The sequence below is a fragment of the Cedecea sp. FDAARGOS_727 genome, from assembly GCF_012273235.1.
GTDB classification, from domain to species: domain Bacteria; phylum Pseudomonadota; class Gammaproteobacteria; order Enterobacterales; family Enterobacteriaceae; genus Cedecea; species Cedecea davisae.
In genome coordinates, this window is record NZ_CP050966.1 from 2,270,938 (window position 1) to 2,297,506 (window position 26,569).

Below are 26,569 nucleotides of genomic sequence, written 5' to 3' on the forward strand. Positions count from 1 at the left end.
GCATAGCCTATGAAGCCAATTTTCAGCCGTGGCCCGTCGCTACAGATTCGCCTTATCCTGGCGGTGCTGGTGGCGCTTGGTGTCATTATCGCCGACAGCCGCCTCGGTACGTTCAGCCAAATCAGAACGTACATGGATACTGCCGTCAGTCCTTTCTATTTTGTCTCTAATGGTCCCCGTGAATTACTCGATAGCGTCTCTCAGACGCTGGCGTCACGCGACCAGTTGGAACTTGAAAATCGGGTTCTGCGTCAGGAGTTAATCCTGAAAAACAGCGAATTACTGATGCTGGGTCAATACCGGCAGGAGAACGCGCGTCTGCGCGAGCTGCTGGGTTCTCCGCTGCGCCAGGATGAGCAAAAAATGGTGACTCAGGTCATCTCTACCGTTAACGATCCGTACAGCGATCAGGTGGTTATCGACAAGGGCAGCGTAAACGGCGTTTACGAAGGCCAGCCGGTTATCAGCGATAAAGGCGTTGTCGGTCAGGTTATTGCGGTGGCTAAGTTAACCAGCCGCGTGCTGCTGATATGCGATGCCACACACGCGCTGCCCATTCAGGTACTGCGTAACGACATTCGTGTCATTGCGGCCGGTAACGGCTGTACTGATGATTTACAGCTGGAGCATCTGCCGGCAAATACCGATATCCGCGTGGGCGACGTGCTGGTGACCTCTGGTCTCGGCGGGCGTTTCCCTGAAGGTTACCCGGTTGCCGTCGTCTCCTCCGTCAAGCTGGATACTCAGCGCGCCTATACCGTGATTCAGGCTCGCCCTACCGCCGGTTTGCAGCGCCTGCGCTATCTGCTGCTGCTCTGGGGTTCGGATAAAAACGGCGTTTCGCCGATGCCGCCTGAAGAAGTTCACCGCGTGGCGAACGAACGCCTGATGCAGATGATGCCGCAGGTTCTGCCGCCGCCTGGCTCTATGGGGCCGCCAGCGCCGGTGCCTGCACCAGCGACGGGTATTACCCAGCCTGCTACGGGAGCTCAGTAGTGGGAAGTTATCGTAGTCAGGGCCGCTGGGTCGTCTGGCTTTCATTCCTGATTGCCCTGCTGCTCCAGGTGATGCCCTGGCCGGACGACCTCAAGTTTTACCGGCCTGACTGGGTGTTGCTGATTCTGCTTTATTGGATTTTAGCGCTGCCGCACCGCGTGAATGTCGGAACGGGATTCGTCGTGGGAGCCATACTTGATTTGATAAGTGGCTCCACACTTGGCGTTCGCGCTCTATCATTAAGTATTGTGGCTTACCTGGTGGCGCTGAAATACCAGCTTTTCCGTAATCTCGCCCTTTGGCAGCAGGCGCTGGTCGTTATGCTGCTCTCGCTGGTCACCGACATCATTGTTTTCTGGTCGGAATTTTTAGTGATCAACGTCTCTTTCAGACCGGAAGTGTTCTGGAGTAGTGTAGTTAACGGTATCCTGTGGCCCTGGATTTTCCTGTTAATGCGCAAAGTTCGCCAGCAATTTGCTGTGCAGTAAAAGGTAAATATGACTACGTTGTATCTGGCATCCGGTTCGCCTCGCCGTCAGGAATTGCTGACCCAGCTGGGCGTCTCCTTCGAACGTGTGGTTCCCGGCATTGAAGAGCAGCGCCAGCCGCATGAAAGCGCCGAGCAGTATGTATGCCGCCTGGCGCGTGAAAAAGCTCAGGCAGGCGTCGCGATGGTGACTCAGGATTTGCCGGTACTGGGTGCGGATACGATAGTTATTTTTAACGGCGAAGTGCTGGAGAAACCAAAGGATGCCGGGCACGCGGCGCAGATGCTGCGCCTGCTTTCCGGCAACCAGCATCAGGTGATGACGGCGGTGGCGATTGCCGACGCTAACCAGGTGCTGGAAACTTTAGTGGTTACCGACGTAACGTTTCGCAGCTTATCCGAACAGGATATTGCCGGCTATATTGCCAGCGGTGAGCCTATGGACAAAGCCGGTGCCTATGGTATTCAGGGGCTTGGCGGCTGTTTCGTTAAAAGGATTAATGGCAGTTATCACGCAGTGGTGGGATTACCGCTGGTGGAAACTGGTGAGTTGCTGAGCAATTTTCACGCGCTGCGTGACGGACGAGGAAAAGATGACGGCTGAATTATTAGTCAACGTTACCCCTTCAGAAACACGGGTAGCCTATATTGACGGCGGCATACTGCAAGAGATCCATATTGAGCGCGAAGCGCGCCGCGGAATAGTAGGGAATATCTACAAAGGTCGCGTTAGCCGGGTGCTGCCTGGAATGCAGGCGGCATTTGTAGATATTGGCCTGGATAAGGCGGCTTTCCTCCATGCTTCAGACATCATGCCGCATACCGAATGCGTGGCGGGTGAGGAGCAAAAGAACTTCAGCGTGCGTGATATCGCCGAGCTGGTTCGCCAGGGGCAGGACCTGATGGTACAGGTGGTGAAAGATCCGCTGGGTACCAAAGGCGCACGCCTCACCACCGACATTACTCTGCCTTCACGCTACCTCGTGTTTATGCCCGGAGCCTCCCACGTTGGCGTATCCCAGCGCATTGAGAGCGAAGCCGAGCGCGACCGCCTGAAGCGCATCGTTAATGATTATTGCGACGAGCACGGCGGGTTTATCATTCGTACCGCCGCCGAAGGCGTTTGTGAAGAAGACCTGGCCTCCGATGCCGCCTACCTGAAGCGCGTCTGGACCAAGGTTAGCGAGCGTAAGAAGCGCAATCAGACCCGCTATCAGATGTACGGCGAGCTGGCGCTGGCCCAGCGCGTGCTGCGTGATTTTGCCGACGCGGCGCTGGACAGGATCCGCGTGGACTCCCGCCTGACCTATGAAATGCTGCTGGAATTTACCGCCGAATACATGCCGGAAATGACCAGCAAAATTGAACACTACAGCGGGCGGCAGCCGATTTTCGACCTCTATGATGTCGAGAACGAAATCCAGCGCGCGCTGGAACGCAAGGTCGAGCTGAAGTCCGGCGGCTATCTGGTTATCGATCAGACCGAAGCAATGACCACGGTGGACATTAACACCGGGGCATTTGTCGGCCATCGCAACCTCGATGACACCATTTTTAACACTAATATCGAAGCGACTCAGGCCATTGCCCGCCAGCTTCGCCTGCGCAATCTCGGCGGCATTATCATCATCGACTTTATCGATATGAGCAATGAAGATCACCGCCGCCGCGTGCTGCATTCTCTGGAACAGGCGCTGAGCAAAGATCGCGTTAAGACCAGCATTAACGGCTTCTCACAGCTTGGCCTGGTGGAGATGACCCGCAAGCGCACGCGCGAAAGCGTGGAGCACGTACTTTGCAATGAATGCCCGACCTGCCACGGCCGCGGCACGGTAAAGACGGTCGAAACGGTCTGCTATGAAATCATGCGTGAAATCGTGCGCGTGCATCACGCCTACGATTCCGACCGTTTCCTGGTCTATGCTTCTCCTGCCGTGGGGGAAGCGCTGAAAAGCGAAGAGTCTCACGCCCTGGCCGAAGTAGAAATCTTTGTTGGTAAACAGGTCAAAGTACAAATAGAGCCGCTCTACAATCAGGAGCAGTTCGACGTCGTAATGATGTAAACGTGCGGATGCGCGTTTTGCCCGTAAGGCTGACAAGGAGAGAAAGGTGAGGCGACTGCCCGGCATTCTGCTGCTCACAGGCGTAACGCTGGTTGTTATCGTCGCGCTGCTGGTGAGCGGCCTGCGGCTCGTTTTGCCGCACCTGGATGCCTGGCGTCCCGCTCTGCTGGATAAAATCGAAGCCGCTACCGGCGTGCCGGTTGAAGTCAGTCATCTTCAGGCCAGCTGGGAGAACTTCGGGCCAACGCTCGACGTGCGTGATATCCACGCCGGTCTGAAAGACGGCGGCACGCTTAGCATTAAACGCGTCACCCTGGCGCTGGATGTTTGGCAAAGCCTGCTGCATGCCCGCTGGCAGTTTCGCGATCTCACCTTTTACCAGCTACAGATGCGTACCAACACGCCGCTCAGCCAGAACGGCGGCGAAGGCTCCCTCGAAGCCGACAAAATTAGCGATCTCTTTCTGCGCCAGTTCGATCACTTCGATCTGCGGGACAGCTCGCTTAGCTTTCTGACGATTTCCGGCCAGCGCGCCGAGCTATCCATCCCTCAGTTAACCTGGCTCAACGGCAAAAATCGCCACCGCGCCGAGGGCCAGGTCAGCCTTTCCAGCTTTAACGGCCAGCACGGTCTCGCCAACGTGCGTATGGACCTGCGCGATGAAAACGGCATTTTGAATAACGGCAAAGTCTGGCTTCAGGCGGACGACGTGGACGTGAAGCCCTGGCTGGGCCGCTGGATGAAAGATAACGTGGATTTGCAAAGCGCCCGTTTCAGCCTTGAAGCCTGGATGGACGTCAAAGAAGGCGATATCAGCGGCGGCAGCATCTGGCTAAAAAAGGGCGGCGCAAGCTGGCCGGGCACCGACAACGCGGATCACCGACTTTCGGTTGATAACCTGACGGCACAGGTCAGCCGCGAGAAGTCCGGCTGGCAGCTTTCAATCCCTTCCACCAACATCACGCTTGATGACCAGGCCTGGCCGAAAGGTTCACTCTCAGTCGCGTGGATTGCTCCGCAGGATGTAGGCGGCAAAGAAGGCCAGCGCGGCGATGAGCTACGCGTGCGCGCCAGCAATATGGAGCTGGAAAAATTCAACGGGCTGCTGCCCATAGCCGCCAAAATCTCCCCCGAGTTTGGCGACATCTGGACGGCGATGCAGCCGCAGGGGCATATCGATGTGCTGGCGGTTGATATCCCGCTTCAGCAAACCGAGCAGACCCGCATGCAGGCGCGCTGGGATACTGTAAGCTGGAAGCAGTGGAAGCTGTTGCCGGGCGTGGAAAACTTCTCAGGCTCGGTGACGGGCAGCATTCCTCACGGCCAGCTTAATGCCGTGGTAAGTGATGCAAAAATGCCTTACGAGACGGTGTTCCGCGCGCCGCTGGAAATTGAAAAAGGCTCGGCGACGCTGGCCTGGCAGAAAAATGCCGACGGCTTCCAGCTTGACGGTAAAAACATTGATGTGAAGGCGCGTTCAGTCTGGGCGCGTGGCGACTTCCGCTATTACCAGCCGAGCGGCGGCGACCCGTGGCTCGGTATCCTGGCCGGTATCAGCACTGTTAACGGCGCGGATGCCTGGCGCTACTTCCCGGAAAACCTGATGGGCAAAGAGCTGACAGATTATCTTAGCTCGGCCATTCAGGGCGGCCAGGCGGATAACGCTACGCTGGTCTACGGCGGCAACCCGCATCTCTTCCCGTACGAGCATAACGAAGGCCAGTTTGAGGTTTATGTTCCGCTACGCAACGCCAAATTTGCCTTCCAGCCGGACTGGCCTGCGCTGGAGAATCTCGACATCACGCTCGACTTCATCAACAACGGACTGTGGATGAACAGCGATGCGGTAAAACTGGGCGGCGTGACGGCCAGTAAGCTGACGGCTAATATTCCCGATTATGCAAAAGAGAAGCTGCTGATCGATGCCGATATTAACGGGCCGGGCAGCGCGGTTGGGCCATATTTCAAGGATACGCCGCTGGACGATTCTCTGGCCGCGGCGCTTGATGAGCTACAGGTTGGCGGCGATGTGAATGCTCGCTTACATCTCAATATTCCGCTCAACGGCGAAATGACCATCGCCAAAGGCGACGTGCTGCTCAATAACAACACGCTGCTTATCAAGCCGCTTAACAGCACGCTGCATAACCTGAATGGCAAATTCAGCTTTACCAACGGCGACTTGCAGAGCGAAACGCTGAGCGCCAGCTGGTTTAATCAGCCGGTGAGTCTGGACTTCAATACCAAAACCGGCGACAAAGATTACCAGATTGGCGTTAACCTGAACGGCGACTGGCAGCCGAATAAAACCGGCGTCCTGCCTAAGCAGGTCAACGACGCTATCGGCGGCAGCCTGGCGTGGAAAGGCGATGTGGGTATTACTCTGCCTTACCGCGGAAGCGCCAGCTATAAAGTTAATCTGGCGGGCGATCTGAAGAATGTGAGCAGTCACTTACCTGCGCCGGTCGATAAGAAGGCCGGAACTCCGCTGCCGCTCAATATTGCCGTTAAGGGCGATTTAAAAAGCTTCGATTTAACCGGCAATGCCGGGTCGCTAAACCACTTCTCCAGCCGCTGGTTGTTAAATAAAAAACTCACGCTCGACCGGGCAATTTGGACCACCGATAGTAAGACCGTGCCTCCGCTGCCCGGGCAGCAGGGTATTGAACTTGATTTGCCCGCGATGGATGGCGCCCAATGGTTGGCGCTGTTTAGCGCCGGAGCCGCAGACAGCGTAGGCGGTTCGGCCGCTTTCCCTTCGGCGATTACGCTACGGACACCGGCATTAACGCTTGGCGGCCAGCAGTGGCATAACCTGAGCCTGGTTTCCCGCCCGGCGATCGGCGGCACTCAGGTTGAGGCCCAGGGGCGCGAAATCAACGCCTCGCTGAGCATGAAAAACAACGCGCCGTGGCAGGCCAGCATTAAATACCTCTACTTCAACCCAACCTGGACCCTCGCCCCTGCGACGTCCGGCGGGACACCCGCGCCTTTGCAGCCTGAAAGCGATAACGCTATCAGCTTCCGTGGCTGGCCAGATGTGCAGTTGCGCTGCGCCGAATGCTGGCTGTGGGGGCAGAAATATGGCCGCATTGACGGTGACGTTAAAATCAATGGCGACACGCTCCAGCTGGCAAACGGGCTGGTGGATACCGGCTTTGCCCGCCTGACGGCCGACGGAGAGTGGGTTAACAAACCCGGCGCCGAGCGTACCTCTCTGAAAGGCAGGCTCAAGGGCGAGAAGCTGGACGCCGCGGCCGGTTTCTTCGGCGTGAAGACGCCGCTGCAAGGCTCCTCTTTCGACGTGGATTACGACCTGCACTGGCGGGCTGCGCCGTGGAAGCCGGATGAAGCTTCGCTAAACGGCATTCTGCATACCAAATTTGGTAAAGGGCAAATTACCGATGTCAGCACCGGCCACGCCGGGCAACTGCTGCGCCTGGTGAGCTTTGACGCGCTGCTGCGTAAGCTGCGCTTCGACTTCAGCGATACCTTCGGCAGCGGCTTCTACTATGACTCGATTCGCAGCACCGCGTGGATAAAAGACGGCGTGCTGCATACCGATGATACGCTGGTGGACGGGCTTGAGGCCGATATCGCAATGAAAGGCTCGGTGGATTTAGTGCGTCGCGAGCTGAATATGGAAGCGGTGGTGGCGCCGGAAATCTCCGCTACCGTCGGCGTTGCGGCTGCGTTTGCCGTTAACCCAATTGTCGGCGCGGCGGTCTTTGCCGCCAGTAAAGTGCTTGGCCCGCTGTGGAACAAAATATCGGTTCTGCGCTACAGCATCACCGGCCCGGTAGACAAACCTCAAATCAATGAAGTGCTGCGTCAGCCGCGCGTGAGCGAAGCCAAGTGATTTGACGTCGACGTTTAATTGCCGCAAGCTCCATAGATAAACATTCTTCGCCGTACGGGCGATAAGCAATAAGAGTAGCGAAACGATGAGTCTGAACCTGGTAAGTGAGCAGTTGCTGTCCGCGAATGGCTTAACCCATCAAGATCTGTTTTCCATTCTCGGCCAGCTGTCCGAGCGCCGTCTCGACTACGGCGACCTCTACTTCCAGTCGAGCTACCATGAATCATGGGTGCTGGAAGACCGCATTATTAAAGACGGCTCATGGAATATTGACCAGGGCGTTGGCGTGCGTGCGGTTAGCGGTGAGAAAACCGGGTTTGCCTATGCCGACCAGATAACGCTGCTGGCGTTAGAGCAAAGCGCTCAAGCCGCCCGTAGTATCGTTCGCGAACAGGGCGACGGGCGCGCTCGTACTCTGGGTAACGTGCCGCACAGCGCGCTTTACACCAGCGCCGATCCTCTCACCAGCATGACCCGTGAAGAGAAACTCGACATCCTGAGGCGCGTAGACAGCGTGGCGCGAGCCGCAGATGCTCGTGTTCAGGAAGTTAGCGCCAGCCTGACCGGCGTATACGAACTGATTCTGGTTGCCGCCACCGACGGCACCCTGGCTGCCGACGTTCGCCCGCTGGTTCGCCTGTCCGTTAGCGTTCAGGTTGAAGATGACGGTAAACGCGAGCGCGGTTCAAGCGGCGGCGGCGGTCGTTTTGGCTATGAATATTTCCTCGAAACCGCTAACGGTGAAGTTCGTGCCGATGCGTGGGCGAAAGAAGCCGTGCGCATGGCGCTGGTAAACCTTTCTGCCGTTGCGGCACCGGCGGGTATGCTGCCGGTTGTGCTGGGCGCAGGCTGGCCTGGCGTACTGCTGCACGAAGCGGTAGGCCACGGGCTGGAAGGCGACTTCAACCGCCGTGGGACCTCGGTATTCAGCGGCCAGATGGGGCAGCTTGTCGCCTCTGAGCTTTGCACCGTGGTCGACGACGGCACCATGATGAACCGCCGCGGCTCCGTTGCTATCGATGATGAAGGCGTACCGGGCCAGTACAATGTACTGATTGAAAACGGCATTCTGAAAGGTTACATGCAGGATAAGCTGAACGCTCGCCTGATGGGCGTTGCGCCAACCGGTAACGGCCGCCGCGAGTCTTACGCTCACCTGCCGATGCCACGTATGACCAACACCTATATGCTGGCCGGAAAATCCACCCAGCAGGAAATTATCGAGTCCGTAGATTACGGTATTTTCGCGCCTAACTTTGGCGGCGGCCAGGTGGATATCACCTCCGGCAAGTTCGTGTTCTCCACTTCAGAAGCCTACCTGATTGAGAAAGGGAAGGTAACGAAGGCGGTTAAAGGGGCAACGCTTATCGGTTCCGGGATTGAAACCATGCAGCAAATCTCAATGGTCGGTAACGATCTGGCGTTGGATAACGGCGTTGGCGTTTGCGGTAAAGAAGGGCAAAGCCTGCCGGTTGGCGTAGGCCAGCCGACGCTGAAGGTGGATAACCTGACCGTTGGCGGTACAGCTTGATTTAACTTCAGGCCGGGCTAGCCCCGGCCTGATTGTTTTGCCTTCCCGTTTCTTCCCTGCACGCCCTGATAAAGCTCCGACACCTTCACGAAATATTGCGTCAGATAGTTGATGCAAACCTCAACCTTCAGCGGCAGTTTATCCTTCTCGGTATACAGGGCGTAGACCGGACGAGGATCGGACTGGTAGCGCGGGAACAGGATCTCGAGCTGCCCGCTATTGATCTCGTCGATCACCCACATCAGCGGCGCATAAGCTATCCCCGCTCCGGCTTTTAGCCAGCGGCTGAGCGTCATCGGATCGTTGGTCACAAAGCGCCCCTGCGGCAGCAGCCGGGTAGAGATCCCTTCCGGTGCGATCAGCTCAAATTCGTTGTCCGGGCGAATGCTGTATTCCAGCCACGAATGGTTTGCCAGATCTGCGGGTTTTTCCGGGGTGCCGTGCTGCTGTAGATAGTTTTTCGCCGCACAGACTACCATCGGCATCGAACCCAGCCTGCGTGAAAACAGGCTGGAGTCCTGCAATGCGCCCACGCGGATAACCAAATCCAGCCCGTCTGCAATCAGGTCCGGTGCCGGTATGCCGGTAACAAGGTTTACCGTTAGCCCCGGGTGTTCACGCAGCATTTCGGCGGTCATGTCGGCCAGGACATTCTGTGCCATAGTTGAAGAACTGCCGATGCGCAGCGTGCCAATAGGCGTGTTATTAAAGGCGTAGAGCTGCTCGTGAACCTCCTGGGCCTCATGGAGCATTTTACGGCAGCCCTGATAATAAATTTTTCCCGCTTCGGTCAGGCCGATGCTGCGGGTGCTGCGGTTAAGAAGTTTTACCTGCAGCTCATCTTCCAGCTTTGAGACAATCTGGCTGATGGAAGAGACGCTCATTTGCAGCTGCCTGGCTGCGGCAGTGTAGGAGCCAAGTTCGACGACTTTGGCAAACACCGACATACGTTTAAGTCGTTCCATTGTTAACTCTGAGTGAAAAGTGATTTAGATCACATATTATAGATAACAGGGTAACAGTTACGTTAATATATTATTATTAGCCTAACTCATACCGCGCGCTCGCTTGCCTTTTCTGGCCTCTTAGTCGCGGTTTACCGTCGAGTTATGTACCGCCTGCATTATCTAATCAAGGTTAAAATGAGTCTATTTCCGGTAATCGTAATATTCGGTCTTTCGTTTCCGCCGATATTCTTCGAGTTAATTTTGTCGCTCGCTGCCTTCTGGCTGGCGCGTCGGCTGCTGACCCCAACCGGCATCTATGATTTTGTCTGGCACCCGGCATTATTCAATACAGCGCTCTATTGCTGCCTTTTTTATCTGATTTCGCGTTTGTTCGTTTGAGGTTGATGTGAAAATACTAACAAGAAACATAACCCGTACCGCTATCACGCTTTTGCTGGTGCTGCTGGCCTTCATCGCTATCTTCCGCGCATGGGTGTTTTATACCGAATCCCCGTGGACGCGTGACGCTCGTTTTACCGCCGACGTTGTCGCGATTGCGCCAGATGTCTCCGGCCTGATAACCACCGTTGACGTGCAGGACAACCAGCTGGTGAAGAAAGACCAGGTGCTGTTTACCATCGACCAACCGCGCTACCAGAAGGCGCTGGAGCAGGCGGATGCCGATGTGGCCTATTACCAGGCGCTGGCATCCGAGAAGCGCCGCGAGGCCGGTCGGCGTAACACGCTCGGCATTCAGGCTATGTCGCGCGAAGAGATAGACCAGTCGAACAACGTGCTGCAAACCGTGCTGCATCAGCTGGATAAAGCTCAGGCGACCCGCGACCTTGCAAAACTTGATTTACAGCGCACGGTGATCCGCGCCCCTGCGGACGGCTGGGTGACAAACCTTAACGTCCATACCGGTGAATTTATTAATCGCGGCGCGACGTCCGTGGCGCTGGTGAAGCAGAATTCTTTCTACATTCTTGCCTATATGGAAGAGACCAAACTTGACGGCATTCGCCCGGGCTACCGGGTGCAGATTACCCCGCTGGGCAGCAATCGTGTGCTGCGCGGCAGCGTCGATAGCATCTCGGCCGGAGTGACCAACGCCAGCAGCACCAGCGATTCCAAAGGGATGGCGACCGTTGACTCTAACCTTGAGTGGGTTCGCCTGGCCCAGCGCGTGCCGGTACGCATTCGTCTTGATCAACAGCAGGGCAACCTGTATCCGGCGGGGACTACCGCCACCGTCGTTGTCACCGGTGAGAAAGATCGGAAAGCGGAAAACGATTCGGCGTTTATCAAACTCTTGCACCGCCTGCGTGAGTTCGGTTGAGTTGGCCGCCTATGTATAACATCTCCACGCTACACGTCCGCTTTGCAATCAAACTCGCCTTTGCCATTGTGTTGGCGGTGTTTGTTGGCTTCCAGTTTCAGCTGGAAACCCCGCGCTGGGCTGTGTTGACGGCGGCAATCGTCGCCGCAGGGCCTGCCTTTGCGGCAGGCGGCGAGCCTTACTCCGGGGCCATTCGCTATCGCGGCATGCTGCGTATTATCGGGACTTTTATCGGCTGTGCCGCCGCGCTGGTTATCATCATCACGCTGATTCGGGCGCCGGTTGTCATGCTGCTGGTGTGCTGTATCTGGGCCGGTTTTTGTACCTGGATCTCCTCCCTTGTTCGCGTTGAAAACTCCTACGCCTGGGGCCTTGCTGGTTATACGGCTCTGATTATCGTCATCACTATTCAGGCCGCGCCGCTTACCACTCCGCAATTTGCCGTTGAACGTTGCAGCGAAATTGTCATCGGTATTGTCTGCGCAATCGTCGCCGATTTGCTGTTTTCACCGCGCTCGATTAAGCAGGAAATCGACCGGGAGCTGGATAATCTGCTGGTGGATCAATACCGGCTGATGCAGCTCTGTATCGCCCACGGTGACAAGGAAGAGGTTGATAAAGCGTGGAGCGGGCTGGTGCGCAAGGTCACGGCGCTCAACGGCATGCGCGGCAATTTGAATATGGAGTCCGCCCGCTGGTCGAAGGCAAATAGCCGCCTGAAGGCCATCAACACGCTCTCTCTGACTTTGATTACCCAGGCCTGCGAAACCTTCCTTATTCAAAATACTCGCCCTGAATACGTCACGCCGGAGTTCCGCATGCTGTTCGCCACGCCGGTTGAAACCGCGGCGGATGTCTATAAGCGCATGAAGGTACTGCGTCGCGCAATTTCCGCCATGGGCGAAAAGGCCACGCCGGTGACTATCGGTTCATGGGTTGGCGCCTCCACGCGATTTTTGCTGCTTAAACGCGGTTTTATCTGCAACAGCCGGGTGAGCGCCGTGGAAGAGGAAGTATTGAACGGCGAGCCGGTTATCAAAGTAGAGTCGGCGGAGCGCCACCACGCAATGATTAACTTCTGGCGCACCACCATCTCTTGCGTGCTGGGGAGTCTGTTCTGGCTCTGGACCGGTTGGACATCCGGCAGCGGGGCGATGGTGATGATTGCCGTGGTTACTGCCCTGGCGATGCGTTTGCCTAACCCGCGCATGGTTTCGCTCGATTTTCTGTACGGCATGTTGGTGGCGCTGCCGCTGGGGGCGCTTTACTTCCTGGTTATCCTGCCGTCTACCCAGCAAAGTATGCTGCTGCTGTGCATCAGTCTTGCGTTGCTGGGCTTCTTTATGGGGATTGAGGTCCAGAAACGGCGGCTGGGATCGATGGGGGCGCTGGCCGGGACTATCAACATTATCGTGCTGGATAATCCGATGACGTTCCACTTCAGCAGCTTCCTGGATAGCGCGCTGGGGCAAATCGTCGGCTGTTTCCTGGCGATGATGGTTATCCTGCTTATCCGAGATAATTCTAAAGAGCGCACCGGGCGTACGCTGCTGAACCAGTTTGTCTCCGCCGCCGTTTCGGCGCTGACCACCAACAATGCACGGCGCAAACAGAACCATTTACCTGCTCTGTACCAGCAGCTCTTCCTGCTGCTGAATATGTTCCCCGGCGATATCGACCGCTACCGCCTGGCGCTGACGCTGATCATTGCGCACCAGCGCCTGCGCGATGCGCCGATACCGGTGAATGATGACCTTTCTGCCTTCCACCGGCAGTTGCGTAAAACGGCGGATAAAGTGATCTCCGCCAGCAGCGACGATAAACGTGAGCGTTACTATCAGCAACTGCTGGGCGAGCTGGAAATTTATCAGGAGAAACTTCGCCTGTGGGAAGCGCCGCTCCAGGTTACCGAACCGGTGAAACGGCTGGCCGATATATTGCACAAATATCAGCACACTCTGATAAATGCCTGATTAATCCGAATGGAAAAGAGCCGACGCCTGCGTCGGCTTTTTTCTATCTATACTTAACAGCGGTCAACGGGACGAACACTTCTGAACAGGAGAAAATATGACTAATCAGACCCTCCAACAAAGTGAACTCTTCAAAACCGGCTATCTGGTCGACGGTAAGTGGCACGCGCTCGGTGAAACCTTTGAGGTACTGAACCCGGCCACCGGTGAAGTGGTTGCCAGAGTGGCAAAGGCCGGTAAAAAAGAGACCGAAGCCGCTATCGAAGCAGCAAGTAAAGCTTTCCCCGCCTGGCGCGCCAAAACGGCCAAACAACGTTCTGACCTGCTCTACGGCTGGTATCAATTAATTCTGCAACATAAAAGCTGGCTGGCGCGACTGATGACCCTTGAGCAGGGTAAACCGCTTAAAGAGGCGGAAGGTGAAGTTGAGTACGCCGCCAGTTTTATTCAGTGGTTTGCCGAGCAGGCAAAGCGCGCTAACGGCGAAATTATCCCTCCGGCTAAGACCGGGTCACGGATCCTTGCCACTCGTGAACCCGTGGGCGTGGTTGCGGCTATTACGCCGTGGAATTTCCCGATGGCGATGCTCACCCGTAAGCTTGGCCCTGCTCTTGCCGCTGGCTGCACAGGCGTCATAAAACCTGCCAATAACACGCCGCTTTCTGCTTTTGCGCTGCTGGAGCTTGCTCGCCAGGCCGGTATACCGGACGGTGTACTAAATGCCGTCGCGGGGAAAACGCCGGAGATCAGCGATGCGATAATGGCCAGCCAACAGGTGCGCAAAATTTCCTTCACCGGCTCGACCGCAGTGGGCAAAACGCTGATGCGTAATGCGGCCCAGACGATGAAGAAAGTCTCGATGGAGCTTGGCGGCAATGCGCCCTACATTGTGTTTGACGATGCCGATATCGATGAGGCCGTTAAAGGCGCTATTGCCAATAAGTTCCGCAACGCCGGGCAGGTTTGCGTCAGCGTTAACCGCTTCTTTATTCAGCAGGGCGTCTACGACCAGTTTGTGAATAAACTTGCCGAAGCGGTTAAAAAGCTGAAAGTAGGTAACGGCCTGGAAGAGGGCGTTGTGGTTGGCCCTCTGATTGAATCCTCGGCGGTAGATAAAGTTCGTGAGCATGTAGAGGACGCGCTGGCAAAAGGCGGCAAAGCCCTGGTGGGCGGTAAGCCTCATGCGCTGGGAGGTAACTTCTGGCAGCCCACGGTGATTATCGATGCCAGCGACGAAATGAAATTGGCTCAGGAAGAGACATTTGGCCCGCTGGCCGCCTGCTTTAGTTTCAAGACTGAAGAGGAGGTTATCGAGCGCGCCAATAATACGCCGTTTGGCCTTGCGGCGTACTTCTATACCCAGAACCTACAGCGCGTATTCCGCGTCTCGCAGGCGCTGGAAAGCGGCATGGTGGGCGTTAATGAATGTGCAGTTTCCACCGAGCTTGGCCCGTTTGGCGGGGTAAAAGAGTCCGGCCTGGGGCGAGAGGGTTCCGTGCTGGGGCTGGAGGAGTTCCTGGAAGTGAAAACGTTACACATCGGCGGGCTGTAGCTCTCCCGCTTGCGATAAACGGTCAGGACGGCAGCGATGAAAAAATACACGTTTGATTTTAGCCAGATTGAAGACAACCCTGCGTTTTACCAACGGTTTTCAGAGCTGCTTTCCTTAAGCAAAGGCGTGGTACACGATTTAGACAGCCTGTGGGAGGTGGTCACCGGTGCCGCGTTTTCCCTGCCGGCAGAAATTGAATTTACGCATCTGCCGGAGAATAAACGGCGCAGGTTTGGTGCGCTTATCCTGCTGTTTGATGAGGCGGAAGAGGAGCTGGAAGGCCAGCTTCGCTTTAACATTCGCAGCTAAACGCGAATTTCGGGCATAAAAAAGCCCCCGGCGAGCGGGGGCAAGGTCGTAGGACAAGTACGACGAGGGTTTATTTGTACAGTTCAGCAGTTGCGTGCCAGGTGTCGCCGCTACGTGCTTCGGTAATACGGTATGCGGATGCACCTTGTTCTGTCGCTTTCTGCGAGAGTTCCTGACGCATATCCATTGGCGCGCTGCCAATCTGGCTTACAGAGATTGAGCCCATGGACTGCATGCCTTGAGCCTGTTCGCTATTGATCTGGTGAGCTGCGGCGTTAGCGCCTAAAGAGATAACGGACAGCAGGCTCAGTGCGGCGATAGTTAATTTGGTTTTCATAGTCTTTACTCCTGAAGGTTTACACGGCGGCCGGAAGGGCTTGATAGCGATTTTTCTACTTGGGGCCGCTCGAGGCTTAACGTTTTTAGTTCTATCTATTCAACTGACTTATGGCTGACGGCTGTTACTTATACAGCTCGGCAGTTGCGTGCCAGTGGCCACCGGTACGGGCTTCGATTACGCGGTAGGCTGAAGCGCCGTTTTGCTCGGCTTTCTGGTTCAGCATTTCATGCATATCCATCGGCGAGCTGGCGATATCGTCAACGGAAACGGTGCCTAAAGACTGGCGGTTTTCCGCTTGCTGCGCGTTGATAGAGTCAGCGGCAAAAACGCCGAAAGACAGGGCGGATAGCAGGCTGGCGGTAACTAAAGTGGCTTTCATGTTCATCATTTTTTCCTCGTCGTATTCTTTTGGTTGGGTCATCGTTCTGTGACCCTCATCACGAAATTAAGTATACACTAGTTTCGGGAAAAATTAATACCTTGCTAATTGTTGCCTATGCAACTTTAAATTAATGAAATGATTTTTTATTACCCATAGTTATAAAAAAGACGTTTTTATCGCGCCATTTTTGTTAAATATAAGTAAAATCATATATATGGGTCAATTTGACTATTTGTGCGGTAAAGCACAGAACAATGGCCTGTGGAATGCTATTGAAGCAATTCCATACGCTGGGCTGAGGTTTTTTTACCGAAGATTACCGGGGCGGAAGGGTAAAGCCCGCCATATAACACGGCGGGCTGAAAAGAAGAGGAAAATTACAGCTCTTGTTCGAACAGGACCAGAATCGCTTCGTACAGCTCTTTCACGGTGAAGTCATTGGCCGGGGTGGTAAAGATGGTGTCATCTCCGGCGATGGTACCGAGGATACCTTCAGCTTTACCCAGTGAGTCCAGAAGGCGCGCAATAAGCTGTGCGGCACCCGGGCTCGTGTGGATAACCACTACGGCGTCGTTGTAATCAATGTCCAGCACCAGGTTTTTCAGCGGGCTGGAGGTCGTCGGAACCCCAAGCTCTGCAGGCAGGCAGTAAACCATTTCCATCTTGGCATTGCGGGTTCTGACCGCGCCAAACTTGGTCAACATGCGGGAAACTTTGGACTGGTTGATGTTTTCGAAACCTTCGTTTTGTAACGCCTGAACTATCTCGCCCTGTGAGCTGAATTTCTCTTCTTTAAGTAACGCTTTGAAAGCCTTTACTAATTCTTCTTGTTTCGAGGAGTTACGCATAAATAACCTATCCTGGGTAAAAGAGATAACATTATTATGCATTTAAATGAATTTTTATGCAAATTGTTCATCTTCCTTCAGGCGCGAGAGCGATCGCCAGCCTGAATGCTGTGGGACAATTATCCGGCGGGAGTCAGCCTGAAATAATGTTATGAAAGCGGGGGATTTTATCAAATTTCGTTATCGGCGAACATGCCTGTGTCACGACTCGCAAATAAGCCTCAAAGTAAATTAAATGTTATCAAAATGATGTTGTTTTGGTTGGCCTTGAGGGGTAATGTAACCGCCGTTGATGTAACCACATCAGGTCGTGACCGGGCGCTATGGCGTCGTTCCTCCCGGCGAGTAAATGCAGCAGCAACGCGGTCGATGATTGCGGAATATCGCAATCTGGCGGCGGGAAGATTGTAATTATCTCTTCTCTGGATTATGGTCGCCACCGCATGGAGTTACGGCACGATTTTGCTAACCATAATAAGGAGTTTAGGATGAAAGTTGCAGTCCTCGGCGCAGCCGGCGGTATTGGCCAGGCGCTTGCCCTTCTACTTAAGACCCAACTGCCTTCAGGCTCAGAACTCTCACTGTATGACATTGCTCCGGTAACCCCTGGGGTTGCGGTGGACCTGAGCCATATCCCTACAGACGTGAAAATCAAAGGTTTCTCCGGCGAAGACGCAACTCCGGCGCTGGTTGGCGCGGACGTAGTGCTGATTTCTGCTGGCGTGGCGCGTAAACCCGGTATGGACCGCTCCGACCTGTTTAACGTCAACGCGGGCATCGTGAAGAATCTGATTGAGCAGGTTGCTAAAACAGCACCAAAAGCCTGCATCGGTATTATCACCAACCCGGTTAACACCACCGTTGCTATCGCGGCGGAAGTGCTGAAGAAAGCGGGCGTTTACGATAAAAACAAACTGTTCGGCGTGACCACGCTGGATATTATCCGCTCCAACACCTTTGTTGCCGAGCTGAAAGGCAAAAAGCCAACGGATATCGAAGTTCCGGTCATCGGCGGCCACTCAGGCGTGACTATTCTGCCTCTGCTGTCCCAGATCCCGGGCGTGAGCTTCACCGAGCAGGAAGTGGCTGATCTGACCAAACGTATCCAGAACGCGGGTACTGAAGTGGTTGAAGCTAAAGCCGGTGGCGGATCGGCTACGCTGTCCATGGGCCAGGCCGCAGCTCGTTTCGGTCTTTCTCTGGTTCGTGCGCTGCAGGGCGAGAGCAATGTTGTTGAGTGCGCGTATGTTGAAGGTGACGGCGAGCACGCACGTTTCTTCTCTCAGCCGCTGCTGCTGGGTAAAAACGGTATCGTTGAGCGCAAAGCTATCGGCACCCTGAGCGCCTTTGAGAAACAGGCGATGGAAGGCATGCTGGATACCCTGAAAAAAGACATTCAGCTGGGCGAAGATTTCGTTAAGTAATCGACCTCAGAATAAAAAAAACCGGAACTCAGTTCCGGTTTTTTTATGTCCGCAGTTTAGTTACTTCCGGCGGGATATTCCTGGATAGTGACCTGAAGCGTAAGCTTTTTATCTTCACGCATCACTTCGACCGGGATAACCGAGCCTGGCCTAATTTCTGCAACCTGGTCCATGGTCTCCAGCGCGGAGATGGCCGGTTTGTGGTTGACCGAGATAATCACGTCATTGACCTGAATACCTGCCTGAGCGGCCGGACCTTCCGGTGAAACTTCGTTCACGATAATCCCCTGCAGCTGGTCGATGCCGGTAGACGGGCCGTGCAGCGGGGTAATCTCTCTGCCGCCGATGCCGATATAACCGCGGATCACCCGGCCATCGCGAATCAGCTTATCCATTATTTTGGTCGCCAGCTGAGTTGGGATAGCAAAGCCGATCCCTTCCGGGGTTTCGCCGTCGTTGCTCTTATCAAACGACAGGGTATTGATGCCCATCAGCTCGCCTAAGGAGTTAACCAGCGCCCCGCCCGAATTCCCGCGGTTGATGGAGGCGTCCGTTTGCAGGAACGACTGGCGGCCTGACGGGCTAAGGCCGATGCGGCCGGTGGCGCTGATAATGCCCTGAGTTACCGTCTGCCCGAGGTTGTACGGGTTGCCTATCGCCATGACAACGTCGCCGATGTGCGGCTGGCGTTTGCCGTTAATCGGAATAATTGGCAGGCTGGTGGCGTTGATTTTCAGCACGGCCAGGTCGGTCAGGCTGTCGGAGCCAATCAGCAGCGCTTCGAAAACTCGCCCATCCTGAAGCGCAACGATGATTTGCTCCGCGTCGTTAATAACGTGTTTATTGGTAATGATGTAGCCGCGGCCGTCCATGATAACGCCGGAGCCGAGGGTTTTTATCTGCAGCTGATTCTGGCCGTTATTGCCCACGCTGCGGTTATAAACGTTGACCACCGCCGGGGCAGCACGGCGCACCGCCGGGTTAAAACTCATCGGCGTTTCGTCGGCGCTGTCATATTGCGATGGTACCAGCGGGCTAACGGCCTTGCGCAATGACGGCATCGCGAGCAACAGCAGCCCCGCGACAATCAGCCCAATCACCACCGAACGTAAGATCTTTAGGAACATGAATTTGAGTTAATCAGTGAGAAAAATCGAACGCAGAATAGCATGAGTTGAACGGACATCGTACAGACGATGTCCGTTTCTCTGCTGCCGTTAACGCAACAGCAGATAAATGCTGTCTTCACCGCGAACGATGTGGAGCGCGATAACCGCAGGCTTGGTTTCGAGCACCTTACGCATTTCTGCGATGCTGTGCACACGCTCGCGGTTAATCCCGACAATCACATCATCTTTATGCAGGCCAACCTGAGCGGCAGGCGTGCTTTTTTCAACGTTATCCAGGCGAATGCCTTTCCCGCCGTCTTTCAACTGTCCGTCGCTCAACGTGGCACCCTGAAGCGCGGGAAGTATCATCTCTGCGCTGGCGGAAGAGGCCGTGCTCTTGTCCAGCGTGACGCTGACCTCGAGTGGTTTACCGTCACGCAGCAGGCCGAGTTTTACCACCGTACCGGGTTCGGTGGTGGCGATTTTGGCGCGCAGTTCGGCGAAACTGTTAAGCGGGTTACCGTTCAGACTGATAATCACGTCTCCTGCTTTTACGCCAGCTTTGGCCGAGCCGGACTGCGGCAGCACTTCGCTGACGAAAGCGCCGCGCTGGGTAGACAAATTAAACGCTTTGGCGATATCGGCGCTCATCTCGGTGCCTTTAATCCCCAACAGGCCGCGTTTGATTTCGCCAAACTCCATCAGCTGTTTAGCCAGGGTTTGCGCCATATTGCTCGGGATAGCGAAGCCAATACCGACGCTGCCGCCGCTCGGAGCCAGAATGGCGGTGTTTATCCCAATCAGCTCGCCGTTAAGGTTCAGCAGCGCGCCGCCGGAGTTGCCGCGGTTGATGGAGGCGTCGGTCTGGATGAAGTTTTCCAGCCCTTCGAGATTAAGGCCGCTGCGGCCTAATGCGGAAACTATACCGGAAGTTGCCGTTTGCCCAAGGCCAAACGGGTTGCCCACAGCGACGGCAAAATCGCCGACCTTCAGCTTGTCTGAGTCCGCAACTTTAATTTCGGTGAGCCCGGTAGCGTTTTGTAGCTGGATAAGCGCGATATCGCTTTGGTCGTCTCCGCCGATGAGTTTTGCATCAAACTCGCGTCCATCGTTGAGCTGAACGCTTATCTTTTGTGCCTGATTAATAACATGATTATTGGTCAGCACGTAGCCTTTGGCGGCGTTAATGATGACGCCGGAGCCGAGGCCTTCAAACTGCTGAGGCGCGTCTGACGGAGCCCCATCGCCGTAGAATTTTTTAAACTCTTCCGGCACCTTTTGACTTGAAGCCGATGCGGTGCCTTCAACCTGTACGCTGACGACCGCAGGCAGCACTTTTTCCAGCATCGGGGCAAGGCTCGGCAGCGCGGGCTGGCCGGGAACCTGGGAGGGCAGTGACGCACTCGCCAGAGGGGATACGCCGAGCGTCAGACCGACGCTTAACGCTACTGCACTCAACAGCCGGATTTGTTTCTTCATTGGATGCTGGCTCTCGTCACCTGGAAAAAGGAATACCCACTTACTCAATCGATGTTATTGAAATATCAATCGACTAACAATGGCGTAATAAGAAAGCAATAGATTATTAAATGATAGCTGCGGCAGGAAAGGATGGGGGGCACGCAGGCCGTGCCCCTGAAAAAAAGCTGAAACTGGGATTAATCGCGTTTTGCGCCGGTACGCAGCAGGCCAGAAGCGCCTTCTGAATAGTCGCGCGGCATCTGAACCGGAGCCTGATCGTTGCTGGCTTCTGACTCCGCAAGGCGGTTGCGGAACGGGTTCGCTTCGGCGGACATTTCCGGCAGCAGGCTGCTGGAGCTTTTCGCCATATGTTGATAAAGCTGGCGATAATCGTGCGCCATATTATCCAGCAGCTCGGCGCTGCGGGCAAAGTGGCTGACCAACTCTTCGCGATACTCTTCGAGTTCCGCTTTATTTTTTTCCAGCTCATACTGCATAGCTTGTTGTTGGCGCAGCTTGCGGTTGCCAAAGCGCATGGCGACGGCACCGATAATAAGGCCCACTACTAACCCAATAAGCGCATATTCCCAAGTCATGAACTTCTCCCGTTATCTTGTGATTCCGTAGGGTAATGTAGCCACTATAACCGTTAACCTAAGAGAAGTGGAATCCTGACGCAGCATCGCTTAGGGTAGAACGGCCTTTTTTTCGACAACCGAATTCGAAAACGACAGTGAACGGCTATCCGATTCTAAAGGGAATACCATAATACCATGCAAAATCTCTCTCCCGCATCGCGCTATCAACAGGCCCTGGCAGAGGGCAGCTACCAACCCGACGAAGTACAGCGCGAAGCGGTTATGCGTTTAGATACTATCTGGCAGGCGCTGACGACAGAAACTCAGCCGGAAAACACAGCCGGCTTATTTGCCCGCTTCGGCAAGCTACTGGGCAAACGTGACGCGCCCGCCTCGCGGGAGCCGGTTCGTGGCCTGTATATGTGGGGGGGCGTAGGGCGCGGTAAAACCTGGCTAATGGATATGTTCTTCCAGAGTCTGCCGGGGGAGCGCAAATTACGCCTCCATTTCCACCGTTTTATGCTGCGGGTTCACGAAGAGCTGGCGCAAAACCAGGGCCACAGCGATCCGCTTGAAATCGTTGCCGATGGTTTTAAGGCCGAAACCGACGTCTTGTGCTTTGATGAGTTTTTTGTCTCTGACATCACCGATGCCATGCTGCTGGGTACATTAATGAAAGCGCTGTTCGCCCGGGGCATCACCTTAGTGGCCACGTCGAATATCCCGCCGGACGATTTATACCGTAACGGGCTACAGCGCGCGCGATTTTTACCGGCTATCGAGGCCGTGAAACGCTATTGCGATGTGATGAACGTAGATGCCGGGATTGACTATCGCCTGCGTACGCTCACTCAGGCACATCTTTGGCTGTCGCCGCTTAATAGCGAGTCCGCCCAGCAGATGGAGAAACTTTATGCGGCGCTGGCCGGAACTAAGCGTGAAGGCGGCCCGGTGCTGGAGATAAACCACCGCCCGCTGGCCACGCTCGGCACCGCCAACCAAACGCTGGCGGTGGATTTTACTACGCTGTGCGTGGATGCCCGCAGCCAGCACGATTACATCGCACTTTCCCGCCAGTTCCACACCGTGATGCTGTTTAATGTGCCGGTGATGACGACGCTTATGGAAAATGAAGCGCGGCGTTTCATTGCACTGGTGGATGAGTTTTATGAACGCCATGTCAAATTGGTGGTGTCGGCGAATGCTGAACTATTTGATATTTATCAAGGGGAAAGGTTAAGATTCGAGTTCCAGCGCTGCCTCTCCCGCCTGCAGGAAATGCAAAGCGAAGAGTATTTGCGGCTCTCTCATCTGCCCTGACGATGAATATGTGATATCAACTACAAATTGTGGTCGATTTTTGAGGGCGACTTCTCTATAATCTTGCGACCCCACGTTACAACCAAAGTTTTTTTCCCAAAACTTTTGTCGTGCCGGCATAGGCTATTCGAAGGGGTAGGTTTGCTGGACAATGTCGCGTGAACCTCAACTGATTTTAAACGTTTGGGTGTTCACCAACGTGTAACTATATATTGGGTAAGCTTTTAATGAAAACTTTTACAGCTAAACCAGAAACTGTACAGCGCGACTGGTATGTTGTTGATGCTGAAGGTAAGACCTTAGGTCGTCTGGCTACTGAACTGGCTCGCCGTCTGCGCGGTAAGCACAAAGCGGAATACACTCCGCACGTTGATACTGGTGATTACATCATCGTTCTGAACGCTGACAAAGTTGCTGTAACCGGCAACAAGCGTACTGACAAAGTGTATTACCATCACACCGGCCACATCGGTGGTATCAAACAAGCGACCTTTGAAGAGATGATTGCCCGCCGTCCTGAGCGTGTGATTGAAATCGCGGTTAAAGGCATGCTGCCAAAGGGTCCGCTGGGCCGTGCTATGTTCCGTAAACTGAAAGTTTACGCGGGCACCGAGCACAACCACGCGGCACAGCAACCGCAAGTTCTGGACATTTAATCGGGATTATAGGCAATGGCTGAAAATCAATACTACGGCACTGGTCGCCGCAAAAGTTCCGCAGCTCGCGTGTTTATCAAACCGGGCAACGGCAAAATCGTTATCAACCAACGTTCTCTGGAACAGTACTTCGGTCGTGAAACTGCCCGCATGGTAGTTCGTCAGCCGCTGGAACTGGTCGACATGGTTGAGAAACTGGATCTGTACATCACCGTTAAAGGTGGTGGTATCTCTGGTCAGGCTGGTGCGATCCGTCACGGTATCACCCGCGCTCTGATGGAGTACGATGAGTCCCTGCGTTCCGAACTGCGTAAAGCAGGCTTCGTTACTCGTGATGCTCGTCAGGTTGAACGTAAGAAAGTCGGTCTGCGTAAAGCACGTCGTCGTCCACAGTTCTCCAAACGTTAATTGTTCTCTGCTTACGCAGAAAGGCAATTGGCAAAAACCCGGTCTTTGTACCGGGTTTTTTTATGTCTGTAATTTATATTATCGGTTTTAACGCTTTGAAATGGTTTGTCTTTTAGGCAAATTCAACACGTAGCCACCACAAAACCGGTAAAATCTGGTAAACTATCATCCAATTTTCTGCCCAAATGTCGGCATCAGGTTTGTTCTCGCTTTCTTTTCAGGCGTTAACGGTGTTACGGCGAAGCGTTGGGTAATAAACGGTCAGGTTAGTCGCCGCTTGCGGCTATTAGCAGTAATTTTCTGGATAAACTTGGAGGTTTTCATGGCTGTCGCTGCCAACAAACGTTCGGTGATGACGCTGTTTTCCGGTCCTACTGACATCTACAGCCATCAGGTACGCATCGTGCTGGCTGAAAAGGGTGTTAGCGTTGAAATTGAGCATGTGGAAACGGATAACCTGCCTCAGGATCTGATTGACCTCAACCCAAATCACAGCGTACCGACCCTGGTTGACCGCGAACTGACGTTGTGGGAATCACGCATCATCATGGAATATCTTGATGAGCGTTTCCCGCACCCGCCGCTGATGCCGGTTTATCCGGTTGCGCGTGGTGAAAGCCGTCTGTATATGCATCGCATTGAGAAAGACTGGTACACCCTGATGAACGTGGTGATGAACGGCTCCGCGCAGGAAGCGGACGCGGCGCGTAAGCAGCTGCGTGAAGAGCTGCTGAGCATCGCTCCGGTATTCACTCAGAAGCCTTTCTTCCTGAGCGACGAGTTCAGCCTGGTAGACTGCTACCTGGCTCCGCTGCTGTGGCGTCTGCCGCAGATGGGCATCGAGCTGACCGGTGCGGGTTCTAAAGAGATGAAAGGTTATATGACCCGCGTCTTCGAGCGCGATTCCTTCCTGGCCTCTTTGACCGAACCTGAGCGTGAAATGCGTCTGCAGACTCGAGGCTAATTGATGGATATGTCGCAACTGTCTCCGCGCCGTCCTTACCTGCTGCGAGCCTTCTATGAGTGGCTGCTGGACAACCAGCTCACGCCGCATCTGGTCGTGGATATCACGCTGGAAGGTGTGCAGGTTCCAATGGAGTACGCGCGTGACGGGCAAATTGTGCTGAACATTGCTCCTCGCGCCGTGGGCAACCTTGAATTAGCCAATGACGAAGTGCGTTTTAACGCGCGCTTCGGCGGCGTACCGCGGCAGGTCAATGTACCGATGGCCGCGGTGCTGGCAATTTATGCTCGAGAAAACGGGGCCGGGACGATGTTTGAGCCGGAAGCGGGCTACGATGAAGACGCTGAAAGCCATAACGATGACCAGCCTGCAGCAGGCGAGTCAGAAACGGTAATGCAGGTTATTGACGGCGATCGTCCGGACAACGCCGATCGCGACAATAACCCTGACGACGATCCGCCTCCGCCGCCGCGCGGTGGCCGTCCGGCGTTGCGCGTAGTGAAATAAGAAAAAGCCAGTCGAAAGACTGGCTTTTTTATTGGGGCAAACTCTACCGGAGCAACAAGACCCGATAGCCGAAGCTATCAGGCATTCTGCTTTTATACTTCGAGGAAGTTCAGGATCCCATCCGCCGCCTTGCGGCCTTCGGCAATCGCCGTTACCACCAGGTCAGACCCGCGAACCGCATCGCCGCCGGCGAAGATTTTTGGGTTGCTGGTCTGGAACGCGTTTTCGCTGCCTTCCGGGGCGATGATGCGGCCCTGGCTATCCAGTTCGACGCTGTGCTGCCCCAGCCATTCCATGCTGTGAGGGCGGAAACCAAACGCCATCACTACCGCATCGGCAGGCAGAACGTGCTCGGAACCGGCGACGATTTCAGGGCGACGGCGGCCATTGGCATCCGGCGCGCCCAGTTCGGTGCGGGCAACTTTCACGCCGCAAACCCGGCCATTAGCGTTAATCTCAACGCCCAGCGGCTGGAGGTTGAACTGGAACTCCACGCCTTCTTCACGCGCGTTTTTCACTTCACGCTTAGAGCCCGGCATGTTTTCTTCGTCACGGCGGTAGGCACAGATAACGTGCGTTGCGCCCTGGCGAATAGAAGTACGCACGCAGTCCATCGCGGTGTCGCCACCGCCCAGCACCACAACGCGTTTGCCTTCCATGCTGACATACGGCTCTTCGGCAGTTTCACCGAAGCCCATTATTTGCTTGGTATTAGCGATAAGGAACGGCAGCGCGTCGTAAACGCCAGGTGCATCTTCGTTCTCTAAACCGCCGCGCATAGACTGGTAAGTGCCCACGCCGAGGAAAACAGAGTCGAATTCGCTCAGCAGCTCGTCCATCTGTACGTCACGACCGACTTCGGTATTGAGCTTGAACTCGATGCCCATGCCGCTGAAAATCTCGCGGCGCTTGGTCATCACTTCTTTTTCCAGCTTGAAGGCCGGAATGCCGAAGGTCAGCAGGCCGCCGATTTCAGGGTGTCTGTCGTAAACCACGGCTTTTACGCCATTACGCGCCAGCACGTCGGCACAGGCCAGCCCCGCAGGGCCAGCGCCGATAATCGCAACGCGCTTGCCGGTTTGCTTAACGCCGGTTAAATCCGGTTTCCAGCCCATCTCAATGGCTTTATCGTTGATATAGCGCTCGATGTTGCCGATGGTGACCGCACCAAACTCGTCGTTCAGGGTGCAGGAGCCTTCGCAAAGGCGATCCTGCGGGCAAACGCGGCCGCAAACTTCCGGCAGGCTGTTGGTCTGGTGAGACAGCTCGGCCGCCTCGATAATGCGCCCTTCATTGGCCAGCTTCAGCCAGTTTGGAATGTAGTTGTGAACCGGGCATTTCCACTCGCAGTACGGGTTACCGCAGGACAGGCAGCGGTCCGCCTGCGCCTTGGCCTGGCCTTCCGAGAAGGGTTCGTAAATTTCCACGAACTCGATCTTGCGGATCTTCAACGGCTTTTTCGGCGGATCAACGCGCTGCAAGTCGATAAATTGATAAACGTTTTGACTCATCGTGA

25 protein-coding genes are annotated in these 26,569 nt (G+C 55.0%); 17 read left to right on the forward strand and 8 right to left on the reverse strand.

The window, feature by feature from the left end:
- The first annotated feature begins 9 nt into the window (after window positions 1-9).
- The 6 genes from mreC (at window position 10) to tldD (ending at window position 8,936) form a co-directional block, all read left to right on the forward strand.
- On the forward strand, window positions 10-996 hold the full coding sequence (mreC, locus tag FOC35_RS10880) for a rod shape-determining protein MreC (protein ID WP_016538425.1): 987 nt from the start codon (window positions 10-12) through the stop codon (window positions 994-996).
- On the forward strand, window positions 996-1,484 hold the full coding sequence (gene mreD, locus FOC35_RS10885) for a rod shape-determining protein MreD (protein WP_016538424.1): 489 nt from the start codon (window positions 996-998) through the stop codon (window positions 1,482-1,484). The genes mreC and mreD overlap by 1 nt, the downstream gene beginning before the upstream one ends.
- 9 nt (window positions 1,485-1,493) lie before the next feature.
- Window positions 1,494-2,087, forward strand: a complete 594-nt coding sequence (locus FOC35_RS10890) for a nucleoside triphosphate pyrophosphatase (protein ID WP_016538423.1) — start codon at window positions 1,494-1,496, stop codon at window positions 2,085-2,087.
- Entirely contained in the window at window positions 2,077-3,546 is a 1,470-nt protein-coding gene (gene rng / locus FOC35_RS10895) for a ribonuclease G (RefSeq protein ID WP_016538422.1), read from the forward strand. The genes FOC35_RS10890 and rng overlap by 11 nt, the downstream gene beginning before the upstream one ends.
- Before the next feature lie 46 nt (window positions 3,547-3,592).
- The gene (yhdP, locus tag FOC35_RS10900) at window positions 3,593-7,405 is read left to right on the forward strand and encodes an AsmA2 domain-containing protein YhdP (protein ID WP_172568893.1); all 3,813 of its coding nucleotides are present in this window, start codon (window positions 3,593-3,595) and stop codon (window positions 7,403-7,405) included.
- 85 nt (window positions 7,406-7,490) lie between these two features.
- Window positions 7,491-8,936, forward strand: coding sequence for a metalloprotease TldD (gene tldD / locus FOC35_RS10905; RefSeq protein ID WP_016538420.1), 1,446 nt, complete (start codon window positions 7,491-7,493; stop codon window positions 8,934-8,936).
- A 17-nt stretch (window positions 8,937-8,953) separates the two neighbouring features.
- Here the strand turns inward: tldD and aaeR are convergent, their stop codons facing one another.
- A complete protein-coding gene (aaeR, locus tag FOC35_RS10910) occupies window positions 8,954-9,901 on the reverse strand; it encodes an HTH-type transcriptional activator AaeR (RefSeq protein WP_016538419.1) in 948 nt (315 codons plus the stop codon).
- Window positions 9,902-10,078: 177 nt separating this feature from the next.
- On the opposite strand from aaeR, the gene aaeX reads away from it, so the two are divergent.
- From aaeX to FOC35_RS10935, 5 genes are all read left to right on the forward strand, one after another.
- Window positions 10,079-10,282, forward strand: a complete 204-nt coding sequence (gene aaeX, locus FOC35_RS10915) for a p-hydroxybenzoic acid efflux pump operon protein AaeX (RefSeq protein ID WP_008454892.1) — start codon at window positions 10,079-10,081, stop codon at window positions 10,280-10,282.
- A gap of 7 nt (window positions 10,283-10,289) precedes the next feature.
- Entirely contained in the window at window positions 10,290-11,222 is a 933-nt protein-coding gene (gene aaeA / locus FOC35_RS10920) for a p-hydroxybenzoic acid efflux pump subunit AaeA (RefSeq protein WP_172568894.1), read from the forward strand.
- An 11-nt stretch (window positions 11,223-11,233) separates the two neighbouring features.
- Window positions 11,234-13,195, forward strand: a complete 1,962-nt coding sequence (gene aaeB / locus FOC35_RS10925) for a p-hydroxybenzoic acid efflux pump subunit AaeB (RefSeq protein ID WP_172568895.1) — start codon at window positions 11,234-11,236, stop codon at window positions 13,193-13,195.
- Window positions 13,196-13,292: 97 nt separating this feature from the next.
- On the forward strand, window positions 13,293-14,747 hold the full coding sequence (locus FOC35_RS10930; RefSeq protein ID WP_016538415.1) for an NAD-dependent succinate-semialdehyde dehydrogenase: 1,455 nt from the start codon (window positions 13,293-13,295) through the stop codon (window positions 14,745-14,747).
- Window positions 14,748-14,783: 36 nt separating this feature from the next.
- Window positions 14,784-15,056 carry a barstar family protein gene (locus tag FOC35_RS10935; protein ID WP_016538414.1) on the forward strand — a complete coding sequence of 91 codons (273 nt, stop codon included), beginning with the start codon at window positions 14,784-14,786 and terminating at the stop codon, window positions 15,054-15,056.
- A gap of 70 nt (window positions 15,057-15,126) precedes the next feature.
- On the opposite strand, the gene yhcN (FOC35_RS10940) is transcribed toward FOC35_RS10935, so the two are convergent.
- From yhcN (FOC35_RS10940) to argR, 3 genes are all read right to left on the reverse strand, one after another.
- The gene (gene yhcN, locus FOC35_RS10940; RefSeq protein ID WP_016538413.1) at window positions 15,127-15,393 is read right to left on the reverse strand and encodes a peroxide/acid stress response protein YhcN; all 267 of its coding nucleotides are present in this window, start codon (window positions 15,391-15,393) and stop codon (window positions 15,127-15,129) included.
- 124 nt (window positions 15,394-15,517) lie between these two features.
- Window positions 15,518-15,781: a peroxide/acid stress response protein YhcN gene (yhcN, locus tag FOC35_RS10945; protein ID WP_039899448.1), complete on the reverse strand. Its 264-nt coding sequence runs from the start codon at window positions 15,779-15,781 to the stop codon at window positions 15,518-15,520.
- Between the two features lie 374 nt (window positions 15,782-16,155).
- Window positions 16,156-16,626, reverse strand: coding sequence for a transcriptional regulator ArgR (argR, locus tag FOC35_RS10950; RefSeq protein ID WP_039899447.1), 471 nt, complete (start codon window positions 16,624-16,626; stop codon window positions 16,156-16,158).
- 488 nt (window positions 16,627-17,114) lie between these two features.
- Here argR and mdh point away from each other — a divergent pair, with 488 nt between their 5' ends.
- Window positions 17,115-18,050 carry a malate dehydrogenase gene (gene mdh / locus FOC35_RS10955; RefSeq protein ID WP_039898870.1) on the forward strand — a complete coding sequence of 312 codons (936 nt, stop codon included), beginning with the start codon at window positions 17,115-17,117 and terminating at the stop codon, window positions 18,048-18,050.
- A 56-nt stretch (window positions 18,051-18,106) separates the two neighbouring features.
- Here the strand turns inward: mdh and degS are convergent, their stop codons facing one another.
- The 3 genes from degS to zapG form a co-directional block, all read right to left on the reverse strand.
- Window positions 18,107-19,177 carry an outer membrane-stress sensor serine endopeptidase DegS gene (gene degS / locus FOC35_RS10960; RefSeq protein ID WP_172568896.1) on the reverse strand — a complete coding sequence of 357 codons (1,071 nt, stop codon included), beginning with the start codon at window positions 19,175-19,177 and terminating at the stop codon, window positions 18,107-18,109.
- Between the two features lie 90 nt (window positions 19,178-19,267).
- Complete coding sequence (gene degQ / locus FOC35_RS10965; RefSeq protein ID WP_172568897.1) at window positions 19,268-20,638, reverse strand: serine endoprotease DegQ; 1,371 nt, start codon at window positions 20,636-20,638, stop codon at window positions 19,268-19,270.
- Between the two features lie 179 nt (window positions 20,639-20,817).
- A complete protein-coding gene (zapG, locus tag FOC35_RS10970) occupies window positions 20,818-21,216 on the reverse strand; it encodes a Z-ring associated protein ZapG (protein ID WP_016538407.1) in 399 nt (132 codons plus the stop codon).
- 177 nt (window positions 21,217-21,393) lie between these two features.
- On the opposite strand from zapG, the gene zapE reads away from it, so the two are divergent.
- The 5 genes from zapE (at window position 21,394) to sspB (ending at window position 25,053) form a co-directional block, all read left to right on the forward strand.
- On the forward strand, window positions 21,394-22,518 hold the full coding sequence (zapE, locus tag FOC35_RS10975; protein ID WP_172568898.1) for a cell division protein ZapE: 1,125 nt from the start codon (window positions 21,394-21,396) through the stop codon (window positions 22,516-22,518).
- Window positions 22,519-22,745: 227 nt separating this feature from the next.
- Complete coding sequence (gene rplM / locus FOC35_RS10980) at window positions 22,746-23,174, forward strand: 50S ribosomal protein L13 (RefSeq protein WP_008454874.1); 429 nt, start codon at window positions 22,746-22,748, stop codon at window positions 23,172-23,174.
- Between the two features lie 15 nt (window positions 23,175-23,189).
- Entirely contained in the window at window positions 23,190-23,582 is a 393-nt protein-coding gene (rpsI, locus tag FOC35_RS10985; protein WP_000829818.1) for a 30S ribosomal protein S9, read from the forward strand.
- Between the two features lie 322 nt (window positions 23,583-23,904).
- Entirely contained in the window at window positions 23,905-24,546 is a 642-nt protein-coding gene (gene sspA / locus FOC35_RS10990; protein WP_016538405.1) for a stringent starvation protein SspA, read from the forward strand.
- Between the two features lie 3 nt (window positions 24,547-24,549).
- A complete protein-coding gene (gene sspB, locus FOC35_RS10995) occupies window positions 24,550-25,053 on the forward strand; it encodes a ClpXP protease specificity-enhancing factor (RefSeq protein WP_016538404.1) in 504 nt (167 codons plus the stop codon).
- A 92-nt stretch (window positions 25,054-25,145) separates the two neighbouring features.
- On the opposite strand, the gene FOC35_RS11000 is transcribed toward sspB, so the two are convergent.
- Window positions 25,146-26,564: a glutamate synthase small subunit gene (locus FOC35_RS11000; RefSeq protein ID WP_172568899.1), complete on the reverse strand. Its 1,419-nt coding sequence runs from the start codon at window positions 26,562-26,564 to the stop codon at window positions 25,146-25,148.
- Window positions 26,565-26,569: the final 5 nt, after the last annotated feature.

Coding starts and splice junctions, on each gene's coding strand:
- mreC (WP_016538425.1), top strand. CDS start 10: ATGAAGCCAATTTTCAGCCGTGGCCCGTCGCTACAGATTCGCCTTATC.
- FOC35_RS10890 (WP_016538423.1), top strand. CDS start 1,494: ATGACTACGTTGTATCTGGCATCCGGTTCGCCTCGCCGTCAGGAATTG.
- rng (WP_016538422.1), top strand. CDS start 2,077: ATGACGGCTGAATTATTAGTCAACGTTACCCCTTCAGAAACACGGGTA.
- tldD (WP_016538420.1), top strand. CDS start 7,491: ATGAGTCTGAACCTGGTAAGTGAGCAGTTGCTGTCCGCGAATGGCTTA.
- aaeR (WP_016538419.1), bottom strand. CDS start 9,901: ATGGAACGACTTAAACGTATGTCGGTGTTTGCCAAAGTCGTCGAACTT.
- aaeX (WP_008454892.1), top strand. CDS start 10,079: ATGAGTCTATTTCCGGTAATCGTAATATTCGGTCTTTCGTTTCCGCCG.
- aaeB (WP_172568895.1), top strand. CDS start 11,234: ATGTATAACATCTCCACGCTACACGTCCGCTTTGCAATCAAACTCGCC.
- FOC35_RS10930 (WP_016538415.1), top strand. CDS start 13,293: ATGACTAATCAGACCCTCCAACAAAGTGAACTCTTCAAAACCGGCTAT.
- FOC35_RS10935 (WP_016538414.1), top strand. CDS start 14,784: ATGAAAAAATACACGTTTGATTTTAGCCAGATTGAAGACAACCCTGCG.
- yhcN (WP_016538413.1), bottom strand. CDS start 15,393: ATGAAAACCAAATTAACTATCGCCGCACTGAGCCTGCTGTCCGTTATC.
- yhcN (WP_039899448.1), bottom strand. CDS start 15,781: ATGAACATGAAAGCCACTTTAGTTACCGCCAGCCTGCTATCCGCCCTG.
- argR (WP_039899447.1), bottom strand. CDS start 16,626: ATGCGTAACTCCTCGAAACAAGAAGAATTAGTAAAGGCTTTCAAAGCG.
- mdh (WP_039898870.1), top strand. CDS start 17,115: ATGAAAGTTGCAGTCCTCGGCGCAGCCGGCGGTATTGGCCAGGCGCTT.
- degS (WP_172568896.1), bottom strand. CDS start 19,177: ATGTTCCTAAAGATCTTACGTTCGGTGGTGATTGGGCTGATTGTCGCG.
- degQ (WP_172568897.1), bottom strand. CDS start 20,638: ATGAAGAAACAAATCCGGCTGTTGAGTGCAGTAGCGTTAAGCGTCGGT.
- zapG (WP_016538407.1), bottom strand. CDS start 21,216: ATGACTTGGGAATATGCGCTTATTGGGTTAGTAGTGGGCCTTATTATC.
- zapE (WP_172568898.1), top strand. CDS start 21,394: ATGCAAAATCTCTCTCCCGCATCGCGCTATCAACAGGCCCTGGCAGAG.
- rplM (WP_008454874.1), top strand. CDS start 22,746: ATGAAAACTTTTACAGCTAAACCAGAAACTGTACAGCGCGACTGGTAT.
- rpsI (WP_000829818.1), top strand. CDS start 23,190: ATGGCTGAAAATCAATACTACGGCACTGGTCGCCGCAAAAGTTCCGCA.
- sspA (WP_016538405.1), top strand. CDS start 23,905: ATGGCTGTCGCTGCCAACAAACGTTCGGTGATGACGCTGTTTTCCGGT.
- sspB (WP_016538404.1), top strand. CDS start 24,550: ATGGATATGTCGCAACTGTCTCCGCGCCGTCCTTACCTGCTGCGAGCC.
- FOC35_RS11000 (WP_172568899.1), bottom strand. CDS start 26,564: ATGAGTCAAAACGTTTATCAATTTATCGACTTGCAGCGCGTTGATCCG.